The sequence below is a fragment of the Echinicola sediminis genome (genome assembly GCF_054777495.1).
In genome coordinates, this window is the sequence record NZ_BAAHAP010000007.1 from 1 (window position 1) to 17,483 (window position 17,483).

Sequence of the window (17,483 nt, forward strand, 5' to 3'; positions counted from 1 at the left end):
GTTGTTTTCTGTTCTTTTCCATTGATGAAAAGAACCAAAAATCTAGGCCATGGAGCCTTCTTCAAATTGAGTGAATTGGTTTTCGATTACAAACAGTTTATCTCAATTTGATTTTGTGCCATTTGCTGTAGGCTAAAAATGAGTGGATCTCGCTCGTCCACTTCGCGAGCTAACTCATTTTCCTAACGCCTCCATCAACTGTCCCAAAACCGAATGCTCCAAAGCCCTTCAGAAGGATTTCTTTTAAGTATTTGGTTCTCCTAATGATACGTGCAAAATCCCGGATAGTCAGAAAGAATTAATTCGTGTAAACTTGGCCGTGGCGGATTCGTAGACACCATCTTTATATTTTCATTTGGTGGCATAATTGGGGGTATTTATAAAAAAGTAAAAGCAATCTCTACTGCCCCTCCAGGTGGTCGATTTTTTGGCCTTTGGTACTCAGGTAGTTGCCCATACAGTCGGCCGTCATGCAGCTATGCACTGGAAGAATGCCCAAAATATCCCCTATGTGGATTTGCCTCAATAGCTTGTCCGAAGCTTTGATGATGCCATGTTCCTGGGAAATGCTTTTGACATAGGATGTATCAGCAGGGATTTTCCAGCCTTGCGGATCAAAAAGGACTACCTCACCAAAATTCCTGGCCCCATCAGCATTGAGCAGCACATCTTTGGCCAGATGCACACCGCCTCCATGGACCAGTATTTCATGCTTTTCTTTGCGGATATCCACCACTGGGACGGCCAGCACCACGGCGATATCCTCTTTGGAACAGCTGCCTACCCGGGCTTGGGTAAGGTCATAAAAGATGAAGTTTCCCGGCCCGATTTCATCAATCCCCTCAAAATCATCCATGATAGAACAGCTTGGAGTATCTCCCGACCGCGTGACCAGGTCGGGGAATTCGGAAATGTACTTGTCCTTGAGCATGTGAAGGGCCGCCTTGGTCTGCTCATGGATGGTTTTTATTCCTTCGAGATCAGCCTGGTAAGTATGTCCCGCATGGATATAAAAGCCCTTAAAGGTGAGTTTATCGCTGGATTGGGCCTTTCGCATGATGGCTTCTATCAAACCAAAATCACTGACCTCAACCCCTGCACGTCCATAGCCCGCATCAATTTCAATAAAGTAGCCCACTTCATGTTCCAAGCTTTCTGACAAAAGGGCCGTAACTTCAGCATTGACCAATTGCACGGACACTTGTTGTCTTCCCGCAAGTTGGTTCAGCCGCTTTATGGCCAGAGGATTGAAAGGAAAAGCAATGTGGATGTTTTTCCAGGACTGAGCAGCAAAGTACTCGGCCATTTTAATGGAGGAAACCGAGATTTTATCGATTCCGTAAGACCTGCACCATTCCCCTATCGCATGTGACTGATGGGTTTTGAAGTGGGGCACAAGTTTCAGTTGCTGCCTTTCTGCTTTCTCGGCCATTCTTGAAAGGTTTTGTCGGCAAATGGCCTCATTTAAAATTAGGGTAGGAGAATCGATGGATAGATAGCTCATAAGATGGGTCAGGGGATAAGTTCTACCATTGCCTGCTCCCGAACAGGGATGCCGACGGTATTTTCCAAAAAGCGGATGCTGCTTTCCAGTACATCCTCCCATTGCCCGGAGGTGATGCTGGAACCGATTACATGGTCGCCTGCTTCCGGAAAGGCCTCTTTTACTTTGAACTTTTCCGGAGTACCGACGGATTCAAACATTTCCATCATGGCGGGAACGGAAACCACATGGTCTTGGTGTTCTTCGTCTTTATAATAGTAAGCCAAAAACAAAGGCTGATCCACTTTCTTATAGGTGCTGGAGTCCATTTTGCTGTAAATCAACTTGGCCAGGCTCCTGTAAGCATTGATATGATAGGCTTCTGACCAGTATTTGGCTTTTTCACCTTCCCTGGGGTTTTCTACGACATGTTGTTCATTGGTGCCGAACTTATCAAAAAGCCAGCCCTGCCAAGGACTGAAAAAGGCTTCCAACTGATGGCCATAGTCCCTAAAACAAGGGGAGTAGAGTAAAACCGACTTGATGTCCGGTCTTTCGGAGGCCAGCAAGGTAGTCAAGGCCCCGCCCATGGAAGTGCCCACCACAATCACACTGTCGCCCAGACTCTTGCCGATCATAAAGGCTTCCCTGGCACCGTCTGCTAGCTTTTCTTCCGTCAAATATTCAAAGGCATTGTCCCTTTTGATCCCATGCTCAGGAAGTCGGGCCAGGTAAAGGTTGGCGCCAAAGTGCGCTGCCAATTTGTAGTGCACAGGAGAACCTTCCTTCTGGCTGGCACCAAAACCATGAATATATACTATGGAATAAGGGGTTTTGGTTTTGTTCAGGCTGTCTGCCCAGATGATCCGGGCCTGGTTGTCAGGCTTTAGACCTTTCACCGTGTCTTCTTTTTGTTGTATAAACCTTTCCAGCTGGCCCAGCTCTTTGGGAACTTCAGGGTAATTTCCATCCACAGAACTGTAGGATTCTTTAGGACCGAACATATAGGCCAAGGCAAGGATGACGGCGATGGATATTAAAAACGGAAGTAGTTTTTTGAACATGAGGATGTGGTCTGATATATAAGGCTAAAACTAAACGGATTTTTAGGATTATCCTATAGGAAATTTGGAAGCGTCCGGTATGGATTGAAAAGGGATGAGGGAGTCCACGAATCCGCCACGGGCGGACAAGTTTACTCGGATTTACCTGGCGCATGACAAGTTTCTACGAACTTTTTTGATTCTAAAATTGAAGCTTCCAATAATTCTTTTTCTTCAGAAGAGGGGGTATAATCAGATTTAAAAATAACATTGGCGTAAGGTTTAGTTTGTCTAATTGATTAGTTTTGTGTGTTTGAAAATTAAAACAATTTTGATGAAAACGTTTTTTTGTTCGGTGGCTTTACTGCTGATTTTTTCTAGCAGTTATGCGCAATCTTCAAGCAATGTACCTACCCAAGCCGTTTTTGTGGAAGTGGGAGGAGCTGGCCTGGTTTATTCCTTTAATTACGATACCCGTTTTGATAAAAATAGGATTGATTCCTGGGGATTGAGGGCAGGGATTGGAGGGTATGCCCTCTCTGACGAGTCCTTTCTGTCCATTCCGGTCCAGCTGACCAGGATCTTTGGTAAGCAGCAACACTTTTTTGAGATCGGAGCTGGGGCCACCTTGGTAAATTACAAGGATACCTATTTTGATTATTATTCGGGTAGCGCCACGGAGGAAAGTGATAAATCCTATCATTTTATCCTGGATATGGGGGAAACCCCTTCGGTGATAGGAACCATGAATTTTGGTTATAGAAGGATTCCGGAGGATGAGGGCTTCACTTGGCGGGTAAACTTAACTCCTGTATTTAACAGCGATGGCTTCTGGCCGCTTTTTGCGGGGCTGGGCTTTGGTTATGCTTTTTAACACTAATCTATAGTATATATGAGCAAGTTGATTATTCTTCATGTAATAGGCCTGTTTTTGATCCTCAATACAGGCATGGCCCAGGAGCGTATGTCCCCACGTTCCGAAAACATCTATGTGGAACTGGGCGGCCCGGGTTTGTTTTCATTCAATTATGACACGCGTTTCGTAGGGAGAACAGATGGTATAGGGGGAAGGGCCGGAATAGGTTATATGGGCATTGATGGTTCAAATGTCCTTTCCATTCCCCTTGGGCTCAATTACCTGCTGGGCAAAGATGATAAGTTTTTCGAGTTGGGGATCAATGCCACCTATTTCTCTGCCAGCGTGGATCTGGACTGGGGGGATGACGGCAGTGATTCTGCTTCCAGTGTGATCGGCTCCCTGATCTTTGGTTACCGCAAACAGCCCGCTGATGGAGGATTTTTGTTCAAAGCAGGACTTTCACCTTATTTTAACTCCAATTTCTTCTATCCTTTCGTGCCCTATATTTCCTTCGGTTATGCCTTTTGATCCTCTTGGTTTTTGGGTAGGGAGAAGTGATATGGTTTTGATGGGCGTTTGAAGAGGGGCTTCCTGATAAGGTGGCACAGTCTCTCAGGCTAAGAAATTAATTTGAAATGAAATTAAAATTAGTTTTTACACTATCGGTATTTATTGTTTTGGTGAATACGGGTTTTTCCCAACGGGTAATATTGGGGAAAATACTTGATGAAAGAACAGGTGAGCCCATCAATGAAGTGACCATAGAAGCTGATAAATCCGGAGTGAAAACCAGCTCCAACTTTAGGGGCTATTTTCAAATACAAATAGATTCGTCCAGCTCCTTGCTCTTCAAAAAAGCGGGTTATTATGATGCGAATCTTGAAATACCGGAAGAAGATAAGTTTCAATTGTACTTAAAGCCATTAGTACTTGATAATGCTGGGGATTATTTCAAAGGAGGAGGAGAAGCTTACAGTCGTTTTTTAGCAGAAAACCTAAGGTACCCTGTAGAGGCTAGGAGGAGAGGATTTCAAGGTTTGTTTTTTACATCTTTTGAAATTGATTCCCTTGGAGAATTGAGCAATATTGAGATTTTAAATGCCAAGGGTGATCTTGGTGGTTTAGATTTAGAAATAGAAAGAGTTTTGGCATCCTCATCAGGATTTTGGAATCCATCTAATCCTAAGATAAATATCGTAATACCTATTCGATTTAAGCTAGAGGGAGGGGTTGAAAAAGGATATGAGATGAAATATTTAAATGGTAAAATTGTTTTGAATGAGTTAATCGTAACATCCAAGATGTTACCAAACTCATTTTCACCTTCTCAAAATAAGGGTTTGGAAGTTGCTAACAATCGAAACGAGGGGGGGACTTCTATTACTTTTATATCAAACGGTGGAGCCTCCTCAATTAGAGAAATTTATAAAGATCCCAATAAATCAAAATTGATTATAAGAAATAAAAGGTTGGATGGGTTTTCGGCTTTAAACCAACCTTTAAATCACGTTAAATATCTTGATATAGAAAACTGTAGCGCTTCAAGCTTACCCCAGCAGTTGGAATATCTGCCCATGCTGGAAGAGTTTTATGCTCCGTTTAATAGATTGAAAGCATTACCGACAGAGTTTTTAAAGCTAAAAAAACTGAAGGTAGTTGGCCTTGGGGATAATAAATTTGAACAGGTGCCTGAGGAGCTTTATCAGCTGGACAAATTGGAAATGTTGGATTTGGGGAAAAACAAAATTGCGTTTATAGATGAAGAAATCGCCAAACTCCAGCATTTAAAAGTATTGAATTTATCGCACAATAAATTAAGGTCGCTACCATCCTCCATAAAGGAATTGAAAAATCTGGAAAGGCTTTATCTAAAGGGAAACAGCATACCAAAAGAAGAAATCAAGCAGCTAAAAGAAGACATGCCCAAATTGATGATCAAGGATTAATTGGAGCCTATTAATTAAATAATCCTGTTCTACTCTTTGAACAACAGTTTGATTGTTTTCCACCGCTTAATATGCTTGTCGATGTGGATACTGACCACGAAAGCGGTATGGAATTTATCTCCATTGCAATTGAAGTCAGATCAAAAAAAATCCAGAAAAGACAATTGAGAACCTGAGGATGCTTTGGGATTTTAAATTAAATCGAGGGGCGAAAAAAAAACATAGGCTAAAGAAGGTAAATAATAAAGTTTACGTATTATTTATCTTTAAAAAATTGCTTGACTCAGCCAAATACCAATGCAATATTTAAGTGAATCGGAAATTTTAATTTACCTGGATAAGGGAAAAGAAATTGAGTAATTTCTTGGAGAGTTTTATTTGGAGGAATACAGGTGCTTTAGATATGTTTCCCTTGGAAAAATCAAGGAGGGCTATTTTGCATTGTTATTTGAAAAGTTTGATGATTCTGATGAGGGGCTGGGAAGTGTTTATGACTTCTCTAGTGTAGAGCCTGACGACTTATATGGAAAGGAAATAGGCCCTTTTGAAACACTGGAGAAACTGATACAGGCTATGAAAGAAGTGGTAATATTGGATCCTAAAAAGTACTTGTTGCCGGGACATCTTGATAGTGAAATTAAAAATGGATCTTAAAACTAAACGTAATCGACGCAGGAAAAGGCCCGTTTTCCTGAGCAAACCTATAATGAAGTATTTAAGGCATTGTCTGCATGGAGAAACACAAATTTATAGAAATTGAAGCGAAGGTAAAGAAAGCAATGTCAAAATATCAGTGGGAGCATGTGAATGCCCTCTTTGATGAACATAATTTTGGTAATTGGGTTATTGAGCTTCATAATTCAAGCTTCAAACTCAGGTTGGTCAATGACAGAGAAGATATCCGAATGGATGTTTATGATGGCACGGAATGGCATCTAGCCAGCAAATTCTTTGAAGCAGCGAACATAGAAACAGTCTCAAATTACCTAAATGAACACACTGAACAAGCAAATGAGGATATTTTTCAATTTCTATCTCAAATATTGTGGACTTGAATGCTATCAATTCGACCAATTTTGATGAGGAACTAAACAAAGGCCGAATACCACGTTTTTTTGAAAGAAAAAGAATAAATAGGGTAAGAAATACCATTTTAGCAACACTATTAATGACCCTGAATGGAATTTTGATCTATATAAATTTTTCGGAATGGCATATTGTGAAAATTCAAGGACGGGCAGCAGAATACCCGTTTGGTGGAGAAGGTCCAACGCCGTATTACTACAAGACAGCAGAACTCTATTCACACGTAAAACTAATTTGGGGATTTATTTTTTTAATAGTATTTCTTTTCTCGATTTGGGCAGTTCTCAAGCGTAAAAGGAAGCTGACCATGGTTTTATTTGGACTTACTCTGTACTTCATTCTTGTCCTGTTTATCCAAGGACGCATCGGAATAAACTGATTGAAGGAAGGGATTTTAGAAGTATCGGTGGATTATTTATTGTGAATCCTAAGTCCTATCAGGCTTTAATAATAAAAAACAGGTTTTTTGTTGGAGAGTAGGCTATAATTTGTTAATTATTAGTAGGATAGGAAAGTGGGGGACGGGGTACAAGAAAAACTGACATGGGAAATACTTTTGGATTCTTCAATTTCAGATTTGCCCTTACCAAGGTGGTTGTTTTGGTCACCTTTGTTTTCTTTTCCGATGCTTGTTCCCCAAAGGTGACCCAGATGGATCCGCCCTTAAAACCGGTGGGTGACTTTTCTGCCTCAGGCACTACGCTGATTCCCGACCACTGGTGGACCAGTTTCAACGATCCCCAGTTAAATGCCCTGATGGATACCGCATTGGCGGGAAATTTTGATTTGGCCGCTTCTTGGGAACAATACCTTGCTGCCCGCGCAGTGGCCAAGAGACAGTCCTCCTTTTTATTGCCCGACCTGGAAGCATCGGTTCAAAATGCCCTGAGGAGGCCTGAACCGGATTTTGCAGGGGGAGAAAATTTCCAGCAAGGCTTGTCTGCCTCCTATGAGGTGGATGTGTGGGGAAGAATCCGCTCCAGCGTACAGGCCGAGCAATTCAGGGCAGAGGCCAACCTGTGGGACTATCAGGCCATGGCCATGTCCCTTTCCGCAGAAATTGCCACGGTTTGGTACCGATGGATAGCAGCCAACAGGCAATTAACATTGATCCAAGAGCAGATCCAAACCAATGAAGACATCATCAAACTGATCAAAGCACGCTTTGGAAGTGGACAGATCAGGGCAGTGGATATTCTCCGCCAGACCCAATTGTTGGAAGCTACCAGAGACCAGAAAATACTGATAGAATCCAACTTGGCCACTTTGCAGAACCAATTGACCGTGTTGATAGGCCAGACTCCACAGGAACAATGGCCGTTCAGTGCCAGGAGCCTGCCGGAGCTGCCTGCACTTCCAGCCACAGGTTTGCCTCTGGAATTGGTAAGAAGGCGCCCTGATATTCAGCGGGCACATCATTTTCTTTTGGCGGCCGATCGGGAAATGGCTTCAGCGGTCAGCAGCAGATATCCCCGTTTGTCATTTTCTACGGCAGTGCAGTTCCGCTCCAATAATTTCGACGGACTGTTCCAGGATTGGGCCTATTCATTGGCGGGAAATTTGGTGGCCCCGCTTTTTTATGGAGGCCGTTTACAAGCAGAGGTGGACCGGACAGAAGCGGTAAAGCAGCAGCGGCTTTATGAATATGGCCAAACGGTCCTGGTGGCCTTTCGGGAAGTGGAGGATGCTTTGGTGCTGGAAAGAAAACAATTGGAAAGGCTGGAGATTATGAACAGGCAGGTGGATCTGGCAAAGAAAACTTACGAACAGTTGAAGGTTTCTTTTTTGAACGGGCTGAGCAATTACTTGGATGTGCTGCTGGCTTTGGATCAGGAGCAGCAGTTGCGCAGGGAACAGATAGATCTGGAATCGGAGCTCCTGGAAATCAGGATTGGCCTTTATCGGGCTTTGGCAGGAGGGCTTGAAACCCCAAAAATGATACAGCAATAACTACTTTGAAACATGGAAAGGACCCTGAGTAAGAGAAATGTACTTTTTGTTAGTTTGGGCATCCTGCTAATCGGGGCGCTGGGAACGGTGATGATTTTTATCACCGAGCCTACCGCAAAACATGAAGGGGCTTCCAAGGAAACGGCCATGTTGGTAGAAGTTATTCAAGTGGAGAGGGGTGATTTCTTCCCTACCATCAAGGCGACCGGAACAGTGCAGCCAGTGGAAGATATTTTTTTAAGTCCCCTGGTAAGCGGTCAGGTAATCAACCGGTCTGCAGCATTTACACCAGGGGGATTCGTGAAAAAAGGGCAGGTTTTGCTGCAGATAGATCCTTCTGACTATCGGAATGTCCTTGAGCTGAGAAAAAGTGAGTTAAAGCAGACGGAGGCTGATCTGAGAATGGAGATGGGAAGGCAAGAGGTGGCACAGCAGGATTATGAATTGGTAGGGGATTCCCTTCCCCCGGAGACCAAGGAGCTGGTACTGCGCCAGCCCCAGCTGGAGTCCGTAAAGGCTTCTGTGCAATCTGCCCGGGCATCGATGGACCAGGCCCAGCTGGATCTGGACCGCACCACCATCAGGGCACCTCTTGATGCCCATATTTTGAGCAGGAATGTCACGGTGGGATCGCAGGTTTCCCCCGGGGATAACCTGGGCAGACTGGTTGGAACGGAGAATTACTGGGTGGTGGTGAATGTACCGGTTTCACAGCTTCAGTGGCTGACCTTTCCTTCCAAGGAGAATGAGCAAGGTTCACGGGTGAAGATTGTCAACCGTTCTGCTTGGCAGAATGATCATTATAGAGAAGGGTTTCTATACAACAGGATTGGGTCCTTGGATGATCAAACCCGGCTGGCGCGGATCCTGGTAACCGTGCCCGATCCGCTGGCACAAGAGATTTCGACAGATACGCTGGTCAAACCCAAGTTGATGATAGGGGCATTTGTAGAGGCCCAGATCATTGGGGATAAAATAGAAAATGTCATCCGGCTTGACCGGGATTATGTGCGGAACAATCAGAGCGTGTGGGTGATGGAAAAAGGACAGCTTGTGATCAAACCGGTGGAAGTTCTCTTTAGCGATGAAAAGTATGCCTATATCAAAAAAGGCTTGAGCGATCAAGATAGGGTGGTCACCACCAATTTAAGTACCGTAGTGGATGGGGTGGGATTACGCCTCAAAGAGGACAGCCTTTCCACGTCGCCGCCAGATGAGGGTCAAAATAACCGACATTAAATGGACCATTCCAAGGAAAATAGCAATAAGCATAAAGGGGGTATTGCCTATATGGCCCATAATACCATCGCGGCCAATTTGCTGATGATCATTATTTTGGGCGGTGGGATCTGGACCATGTACCATATCCAAAAAGAAGTCTTTCCCCAGTTTCAGTTGGACTTTGTCAATGTCAGTGTGGTATATCCCGGCTCAGCTCCTGAGGAAGTGGAGCAAGGGATTCTGCAGCCGGTGGAAGAGGCGATACGAGGGGTGCAGGGGATCAAGGAAATAACTTCCACGGCGGGAGAAGGGTATGGGAGTGTGCAGATTGAACTTGTGGCCGGAACCAACCGCATGAAGGCTTTTCAGGACATCGACCAGGCCGTCAACCGGATCAGGACTTTTCCCGATGACATTGAACAGCCGGAAGTGAACCTACAGGACAGACAAATCGATGTGATGGAGCTGGGCCTTTATGGAGATGCCGATATTTGGACTTTGAGAAACCTGGCCGAGCGGCTGCGGAACCGCCTGTTGAGTGAGCCGGAAATCACCCAAGTGGAAATCGGCAATGTGCCCGATTTTGTCACGCATGTGGAAATTCCCGAGCACAACCTCCGGCAATATGGGCTTACCTTGGGCAGGGTCGCAGAAATCATCGCTGCCTCCAGTGAAGATGTTCCCGCAGGGGCATTGGAGACCCAATCGGGTGAAATCCTGCTGCGGATGCAGGAGAGGAAGCAATGGGCAGAAGAGTTCAGTAATATTACCATCCTTTCCACTCCCTCAGGGGCCAAGGTTACCTTGGGAGAGCTGGCAAAAATCACCGATGGATTTGAGGAAACCGGTTTCCATGGACAGTTTAACCAACAGCATTCCGTGGAACTGGAGATCTTTAGGATAGGAGAACAGTCCCCCATGGAAATCGAGTCCACGGTACAAGAAGTGCTGAAGGATTTTTCACTTCCCCCCGGGATCAACTTACGGATTGACAGCAATAGGGCAGAGGATTATCGGGAGCGCTTGTCCCTGTTGACCGAAAACGGTGCCCTGGCCATTGTCATTGTCTTGGTCATTTTAGCCTTGTTTTTGGAATACCGTCTGGCCTTTTGGGTGATGATGGGCATGGCCATTTCCTTTATCGGTGGGATAGCCTTACTCCCCCTCATCGGAGTGAGCATCAATATGATCTCCATGTTCGGGTTTTTGGTGGTACTGGGCATAGTGGTGGATGATGCCATTGTGGTGGGTGAAAATATTTATGAATACCGTCAAAAGGGCATGGGCTATTTGGAGGCAGCCATCGCCGGGACCAGGGACATTTCCAAGCCTGTGATTTTTAGTATACTGACCACGGTGATTGCCTTTGTGCCGCTATTGTTTATGCCTGGGGAAACCGGGAAGTTTTGGTGGCCTTTGCCTGCCGTGGTGATTGTGGTTCTGGTGGTGTCTTTGTTGGAAGCTTTATTTATCCTTCCGGCCCACTTGGGGCATAGCTCCAAAAAATCAATCATCAAACTAGGTACAAGGATAGAGGGATGGCAACAGGCTTTTGCCGCTAAATTCAATACCGCAATCGACCGGTATTATAGGCCCTTTTTGGAATTGTGTTTAAAGTATCGGTACATCACCTTGAGTTCCGCCTTGGCGCTTCTGTTGTTGGTAGGGGGATATGGCTATAGCGATCATATGGGAATGATCATGATGCCTGAAGTGGCGGCAGATGAGATAGAAGCGGGGGTAAGGTTACCTGTGGGGACCACTCCCGACCAGGCAGCGAAAGTAGCGGAGGAAGTGACCAATTCCACCCAGCGGATGTTTGACAAGCACAATCTGTACGAAGTGGCCGAAGGCATCAAGACCAATGTCCGTGGCCAGAACTTTATTGACGTGGAAATCGTCATGAAACCGCCGGACCAAAGGGACATGACGGCGGGAGAGGTGATTGCGCTATGGCGGGACGAAATCGGAGATATCGAAGGGGTGGATCAAATCACCTTTGAAGCGGAAAGGGGACCGGGAGGTTTCCAGCAGGATATCAGTGTGGACTTAAGCCACGTGGATATTGAAGTTTTGGAACGGGCAAGCAGGGCATTTTTCGAGCGGATGGATGCCTATGAAAATACCCGGGACATCAGTGATAACTACAATAAGGGAAAGACGCAGTTTGATTTTAAACTCCTGCCGGAAGGCAGGAATTTGGGGCTGACCTCCTCTGAGGTAGGAAGGCAGGTAAGGGATGCTTTTTTTGGGGCATTGGCCATGCGGCAGTTACGGGGGATGAATGAAATAGAAGTGCGGGTGAAGCTCCCCAAAGAGGAAAGAATGGATGTCCGCAACCTGGAGAATTTCCTCATCAGGACACCGGAAGGGGTGGAGGTGCCGCTGTTGGATGTGGTGGAAGTAAAGCAGCAGGAGGCCTTTACCTCCATCAACCGCCGGGACGGCCGCCGGGTGGTCAATGTCGGCATGGATGTGGAACCTTCCAATGCGGTTTCAAGGGTGCTGGCATCCGTTCAAAATGAAGAGCTTCCCCAGTTAAGGGCCGATTTCCCGGGTATCACCTGGAGCTTTCAGGGCAGCCAGGCAGATATGAGGGAGTCCACCCAATCCCTTTGGGGCGGATTTATGATGGCCATGTTGATCATTTATGCCTTGCTGGCGGTGGCGTTTGGAAGCTATTGGCAGCCCGCCATTATCATGGCAGCCATTCCCTTCGGGATCGTAGGGGCGGTCATCGGACATATCATTTTGGGCTATGACCTGTCCATCGTCAGCCTGATGGGGGTGATCGCCTTATCCGGGGTAGTGGTCAACGATTCCCTGATCATGGTGGATTATGCCAATAAAAACCGGGGGGGGCTTTCAGCCTTTGAGGCCATCCATGAGGCAGGTCTCAGGCGCTTCAGGCCTATTATGTTGACCACCTTGACTACTTTTGGAGGCTTGACCCCTATTATATTGGAGAGTTCAAGACAGGCGTATTACCTGATTCCCATGGCCATTTCCCTTGGTTTTGGGATCGTATTTGCTACTTCTATTATATTACTGATTGTTCCCTGTTTGTATTTGATTTTGGAGGATGTAAAGGGAAAGGTTCAGAGATGAGGTTTTATGATCATGCGTAATGGAGCGATTAATCAAAAACATCCAGAATGTGTCCACGAATCCGCCACGGCGGACAAGTTTACACGGATCTATCTGGCGCTAGACAGGTTATCACGAATTATTTTTGATGTTACGTACCAATTCTGAAATGTTCATAATCTTAAATGCGTTTGCACTGCCTTTTAACAGACATATATTTCTTTTATTTTTAACTCTCATTTTTGGTCTTAGGCATTCCTGTACTGATTGAGTTTCGTGAAAAAGCTCATTCCTAGAAGGACATTAATTTGTAAAATGGCTATAGAGACATTACCAAATTTCCTTCTTTCCTAATTTCCGTTATCTTAGTAGGGTCAGTGGGTTTACCGCCAGGAAATTCCACTGTATACGAAGGGGGAAATTAATAACTTAGAAGGTTTGAAAAGCAATATTAATCTGTTCGTCATCAGTCTGTTGGTATTTGCCCTTTTTGGAGGCTGCAAAAGAGATGATGAACCGGAATTTTTACTGAAAGCGAGTCATCTCGTCAATGAAAACCATACCTGGTACAAAGCTTTCGAGTATTTTGCGGAGATTATAGAAGAGCGCAGCGGGGGCAGGATAAGAGTGGAAAACTACCACTCCGAACAACTGGCCAAGGAAATAGAAGCCATTCGGCTGATACAGGCAGGAGCGATAGACATGACCACCACAGGCTCCATGCTCAGCAATTGGATAGACATCGTAGTGTTCAGTGAAATGCCTTTTTTATTTAGGGATTCTACCGATATGCAGCGCCTGATCCATGGTCCGATAGGCCAAAGAATGGAAAAGGAAATGCGCGAGAAGACGGGTATCAGACCCATGGGATATTTTCAAAGAGGGCCAAGGCACCTTACTTCCAATCGTCCCATCCGCCACCCTGATGACCTTAAAGGACTGATTATCCGGGTGCCAAATGTCCCTTCATTTGTCAGGGCATGGGAAGCCCTTGGAGCCAAGCCCACGCCGATGGCATTTTCAGAAGTGTTTACCTCTCTTCAGCAGGGTACTATCGAAGCTCAGGAGAACCCCTTTGCCATGATCAGCAGCGCGGGCTTTGCTGAAGTGCAGGATTACCTCAACCTTACCTCCCATGTGGTGAGCTGGACCTATCCAGTGATAGGTGAAAAGCAATACCAGGCATTTCCTGAGGACCTGAAAAAGGTATTTGATGATTGTGCTGCCGATATGCAGCATTACGAACATCAACTCTTCCTGGCCAACGAAAAGAACGTACAGGAGGAGTTGAAAAAGAAAGGCATGACATTTATCGAGGTGGATAAGGAGGCCTTTGGAGAAAAGTGCCGGGAGGCCATCTTCAAGAGCCTTTCGCCGGAAATGCAGGAAATTTATCGCCAGGTCCAGGAAATGAAAAAGCAAAGGAATGAAACAGTTGATTGAAAAAGTACTGAAACTGGGGACTTTGGCGAGTACCCTTGGGTTTATTGGTGCTGCTTTGATACAGATCTATGCTCGTTTTTTCCTGTCCAGTGCTCCTTCCTGGACTGAAGAAGCCTCCCGTTTCTTTTTTGTTTATGCCATGAGCTTTGCGGCCGGGCTTGCCATGAAAGACAACTACTATGTGCATTTGGATGTGCTATATGCTAAAATGAAACCCCAACATCAAAGGCGGATGGATCTGCTTATTTCCCTTTCTATTATTATTCTATTTTTGGTGATGGGAATCTTTGCCCTCCAATATGTGATCCTGGGGCTATCAGAACGATCGCCAAGCCTGGGCGTACCGATGGCGATTGCTTTTGCGAGTATCGTTGTCATGTCAGCTTCGGTCGGCCTATTTGCTTGGTATAAATTAAAATCCAACTTGAAAAATTCTTAATGGTAGCTGTTTTAATCATTGTTTTCCTGGCTTGCTTGGTTCTTAGGTTTCCGATCGCTTTTTCTTTAGGCTTATCATGCCTGGTTTATGTTCTGATAGAAGAGATACCGCTGATCATCCTTCCGGCCAAGATGTATTCCGGAATTGATGTATTTATCCTGCTGAGTATACCTGGCTTTATTTTGTCTGGAAATCTAATGAACCAGGGAGGACTTACGGAAAAGATCATTGCCTTTTGCAATCACCTGTTGGGGCACATCAGAGGGGGATTGGCGCTGGCCAATATCGGAGCCTCCATGCTTTTTGCGGGTATTTCCGGTACGGCGGTGTCCGATACGGCAAGTATAGGTGCAGTATTGATTCCCGCCATGAAAAAGGAGGGTTATGGCGCAGGCTTCTCCTGCGCAGTGACCGCCTCTTCTTCCACTGTTGGGCCTATTATACCACCAAGTGTCCCCATGATCATAGCGGCTACCCTGAGCGGACTCTCTGTTGGTAAATTATTTCTGGCCGGGGCCATTCCCGGGTTTTTACTGGGAATTGGCATGATGGCAGTGGCCTATTATATTTCCAGGAGAAACCAGTATCCTAAACACCCAAAAAGTACGCTTAAGCAGATCGCCCATGGTTTTCTGGATACTTTCTGGGCTCTTTTGATGACCTTTATTATCCTGTTTGGAATTATTGGAGGGATCTTTACGCCTACGGAAGCATCTATTATCGCGGTTTTTTATGCCTTGATCATTGGTGCTTTTGTTTATAAGAAACTAAACCTTAATAATATAAAGGAGGTGGTGTTGGATTCCATGAAAACCTCCGCATCCTTGATGGTGCTGGTAGGTTTTGCCAATCTCTTTGGATGGATACTGTTGACAGAGAGGCTGCCACAGCTAATATCTGAGGGAATACTTGATTTCTCCCATAATAAGTATGTCGTGCTGTTGCTCATCAACTTGCTGTTGATTTTTGTGGGCACGTTTATGGAAACTATTGCGGCGCTTCTTGTGCTGTTCCCGATACTTTTGAAGGTAGCCACTGTGGTAGAAGTGGATCCGGTCCACTTTGCTGTCATTGCGGTGCTCAACCTGATGATAGGGCTTACCACACCTCCAGTGGGCGTATGCCTTTTTGTTTCCTCCAGTATCGGAAAAGTGTCCATGACGGAAGTGAGTAAATCCAGTCTTCCTTTTTTGCTTGTTTCACTTCTTGTATTGGTATTGGTTACGCTCATTCCGGAAATATCACTGTATTTGCCAAGTTTGTTTATGGATTCATGATGTCCTGCTGAGATCGAAGCTTTTTTTAAAGTTTTTGATTAAAAGCTTTCTTACCTGTAAACCCATTATCAGTTGTTTTTTGAAACTACCGGACATGATTGTACGCAATTATGCCAGTAGCTTTAAAATTTATAAAGTGTTTCCCGCAGAGCTCGTAGTGCACGGCAGATTCTTTGTGATTGATTTTGCTGTATTTCAGTGTATTCCTCTAATAGTAGTCACTTGGATAAAGGCGTAAAATCAATTTAAAGTTTTTCGGAATGACTATTGGTTTGATTTTTAGTATCTTAATAGGGTAAACCCAAATCCCCTACCATCATGGACAGAAGAAAATTTATCCAATCTTCGGGCGTTTCCATGGGCTTGGCCCTGGGCTTGCCTGCCAGCTTTTCATCCTGTGCAAAAAAAGATCCTAATGAGACGGGGCCTATTCCTCTGGACATCCAAAGCTGGGAAGGGGTAAGGGCCCTTTTTCCTTTGGACCACAGCTATATCCAGATGGCCCAAATGCTTTTGGCCTCTCACCCCAAGCCCGTTGCAGATGCCATAGCCATGTACCAAAAGGCTTTTGATAAAAATCCCGCCATGTTTTGGGAGGAGCATTACCTGACGGCCGAAAAGTTGGTGTGTCAAGCAGCCGCCAACTATATGGGAGTAAAAATGGAGGAGATTGCGCTCACAGACAGTACCACCATGGGAACGGCCTTGCTTTTTAATGGAATGAAACTCCGACCGGGGGATGAGGTACTCACCACCACGCATGACCATTATGTGACAGAAAAGTCCATTGAATATGTCTGTCAAAAGTCTAGGGCAAGTTATCGAAGGATAGAGGAGTACCGGGACCCTAGGACGGTAAGCAAAACAGAAGTGAAGGAGAATATTGCCCAGGCCATTTCTGACAAAACCCGTGTATTGATGGTCACTTGGGTGCAGTCCTGTACCGGGGTAAAACTTCCCATCAGGGAGATTGCCGGGCTGGTCAGGCAGGCCAATGCCGGTAGGCCCGAGGAAAGAAGGATTTACCTGGCAGTGGACGGGGTTCACGGATTCGGGAACCAGGACGAGGACATTTCATCTATGGGCTGTGACTTTTTCTCAGCAGGTACCCACAAGTGGCTCTTCGGGCCACGGGGTACAGGGGTGCTGTATGCCCGAAAAGATGCCTGGGATTTTATCCAACCGACCATTCCCGCATTTTCCGAATATCCCTACCTGACTTATTTGGGGACTCCGCCGGAGCGGGAACCTACTTTCCACGAAATGATGACCCCTGGAGGTTTCCATTCCTTTGACTTTAGATGGGCCTTGGATACGGCCTTTGAACTGCAGATGGAAATGGGGCGGGGGCGAGTCCATCAAAGGACCACGGAACTGAGCAGCAGGTTAAAAGAAGGGATAAAAAGCATTTCAGGCGTGGACTTGATTACCCCAATAGATCCCGATCTGTCCGCTGGAATCAACTGTTTTATGATCGACGGATTTTCAGCCGTGGAGGCTGTGCAGCAGTTTTACAAAAATGGGGTCATCGCCAGTAGTTCCCCGTACCGTCAGTCCTATGCCCGTTTGACGCCCTTTGTGGGGAATACCCCTGAAGAGGTGGATAAAAGTCTGGAAGCTTTGGAAAAAATAGCCAGCGCCTAAATATT

15 protein-coding genes are annotated in these 17,483 nt (G+C 45.6%); 13 read left to right on the forward strand and 2 right to left on the reverse strand.

The genetic code is table 11. The features are described from left to right. Positions 1-400 precede the first annotated feature (400 nt). The gene (locus tag ACYVAA_RS02835; RefSeq protein WP_460538531.1) at positions 401-1,504 is read right to left on the reverse strand and encodes an alanine racemase; all 1,104 of its coding nucleotides are present in this window, start codon (positions 1,502-1,504) and stop codon (positions 401-403) included. Between the two features lie 8 nt (positions 1,505-1,512). Then, complete coding sequence (locus ACYVAA_RS02840) at positions 1,513-2,547, reverse strand: alpha/beta hydrolase (protein WP_460538532.1); 1,035 nt, start codon at positions 2,545-2,547, stop codon at positions 1,513-1,515. Positions 2,548-2,860: 313 nt separating this feature from the next. On the opposite strand from ACYVAA_RS02840, the gene ACYVAA_RS02845 reads away from it, so the two are divergent. The 13 genes from ACYVAA_RS02845 to ACYVAA_RS02905 all read left to right on the forward strand — a co-directional run bounded on the left by ACYVAA_RS02845 (position 2,861) and on the right by ACYVAA_RS02905 (position 17,478). After that, positions 2,861-3,400, forward strand: coding sequence for a hypothetical protein (locus ACYVAA_RS02845; protein ID WP_460538533.1), 540 nt, complete (start codon positions 2,861-2,863; stop codon positions 3,398-3,400). 18 nt (positions 3,401-3,418) lie between these two features. Continuing rightward, positions 3,419-3,913: a hypothetical protein gene (locus tag ACYVAA_RS02850; RefSeq protein ID WP_460538534.1), complete on the forward strand. Its 495-nt coding sequence runs from the start codon at positions 3,419-3,421 to the stop codon at positions 3,911-3,913. 107 nt (positions 3,914-4,020) lie between these two features. Continuing rightward, positions 4,021-5,331 carry a leucine-rich repeat domain-containing protein gene (locus ACYVAA_RS02855; protein ID WP_460538535.1) on the forward strand — a complete coding sequence of 437 codons (1,311 nt, stop codon included), beginning with the start codon at positions 4,021-4,023 and terminating at the stop codon, positions 5,329-5,331. Between the two features lie 378 nt (positions 5,332-5,709). Then, positions 5,710-5,985 (forward strand): hypothetical protein, encoded by a 276-nt coding sequence (locus ACYVAA_RS02860; RefSeq protein WP_460538536.1) that lies wholly within the window; start codon positions 5,710-5,712, stop codon positions 5,983-5,985. A gap of 77 nt (positions 5,986-6,062) precedes the next feature. Further along, entirely contained in the window at positions 6,063-6,386 is a 324-nt protein-coding gene (locus ACYVAA_RS02865; protein ID WP_460538537.1) for a hypothetical protein, read from the forward strand. After that, positions 6,383-6,796 (forward strand): hypothetical protein, encoded by a 414-nt coding sequence (locus ACYVAA_RS02870; RefSeq protein ID WP_460538538.1) that lies wholly within the window; start codon positions 6,383-6,385, stop codon positions 6,794-6,796. Before ACYVAA_RS02865 ends, ACYVAA_RS02870 begins: the two co-directional genes overlap by 4 nt. A gap of 164 nt (positions 6,797-6,960) precedes the next feature. Beyond that, positions 6,961-8,367, forward strand: coding sequence for an outer membrane factor lipoprotein domain-containing protein (locus ACYVAA_RS02875; protein WP_460538539.1), 1,407 nt, complete (start codon positions 6,961-6,963; stop codon positions 8,365-8,367). 12 nt (positions 8,368-8,379) lie between these two features. Beyond that, on the forward strand, positions 8,380-9,606 hold the full coding sequence (locus ACYVAA_RS02880; RefSeq protein WP_460538540.1) for an efflux RND transporter periplasmic adaptor subunit: 1,227 nt from the start codon (positions 8,380-8,382) through the stop codon (positions 9,604-9,606). Beyond that, complete coding sequence (locus ACYVAA_RS02885) at positions 9,607-12,696, forward strand: efflux RND transporter permease subunit (protein ID WP_460538541.1); 3,090 nt, start codon at positions 9,607-9,609, stop codon at positions 12,694-12,696. It abuts the gene before it with no gap. A 417-nt stretch (positions 12,697-13,113) separates the two neighbouring features. Beyond that, the gene (locus tag ACYVAA_RS02890; RefSeq protein WP_460538543.1) at positions 13,114-14,118 is read left to right on the forward strand and encodes a TRAP transporter substrate-binding protein; all 1,005 of its coding nucleotides are present in this window, start codon (positions 13,114-13,116) and stop codon (positions 14,116-14,118) included. Continuing rightward, positions 14,102-14,557: a TRAP transporter small permease gene (locus tag ACYVAA_RS02895; RefSeq protein ID WP_460538544.1), complete on the forward strand. Its 456-nt coding sequence runs from the start codon at positions 14,102-14,104 to the stop codon at positions 14,555-14,557. The genes ACYVAA_RS02890 and ACYVAA_RS02895 overlap by 17 nt, the downstream gene beginning before the upstream one ends. After that, entirely contained in the window at positions 14,557-15,834 is a 1,278-nt protein-coding gene (locus tag ACYVAA_RS02900) for a TRAP transporter large permease (protein ID WP_460538546.1), read from the forward strand. Before ACYVAA_RS02895 ends, ACYVAA_RS02900 begins: the two co-directional genes overlap by 1 nt. A 318-nt stretch (positions 15,835-16,152) precedes the next feature. After that, positions 16,153-17,478, forward strand: coding sequence for an aminotransferase class V-fold PLP-dependent enzyme (locus ACYVAA_RS02905; protein WP_460538547.1), 1,326 nt, complete (start codon positions 16,153-16,155; stop codon positions 17,476-17,478). The last annotated feature ends 5 nt before the right edge of the window (positions 17,479-17,483 follow it).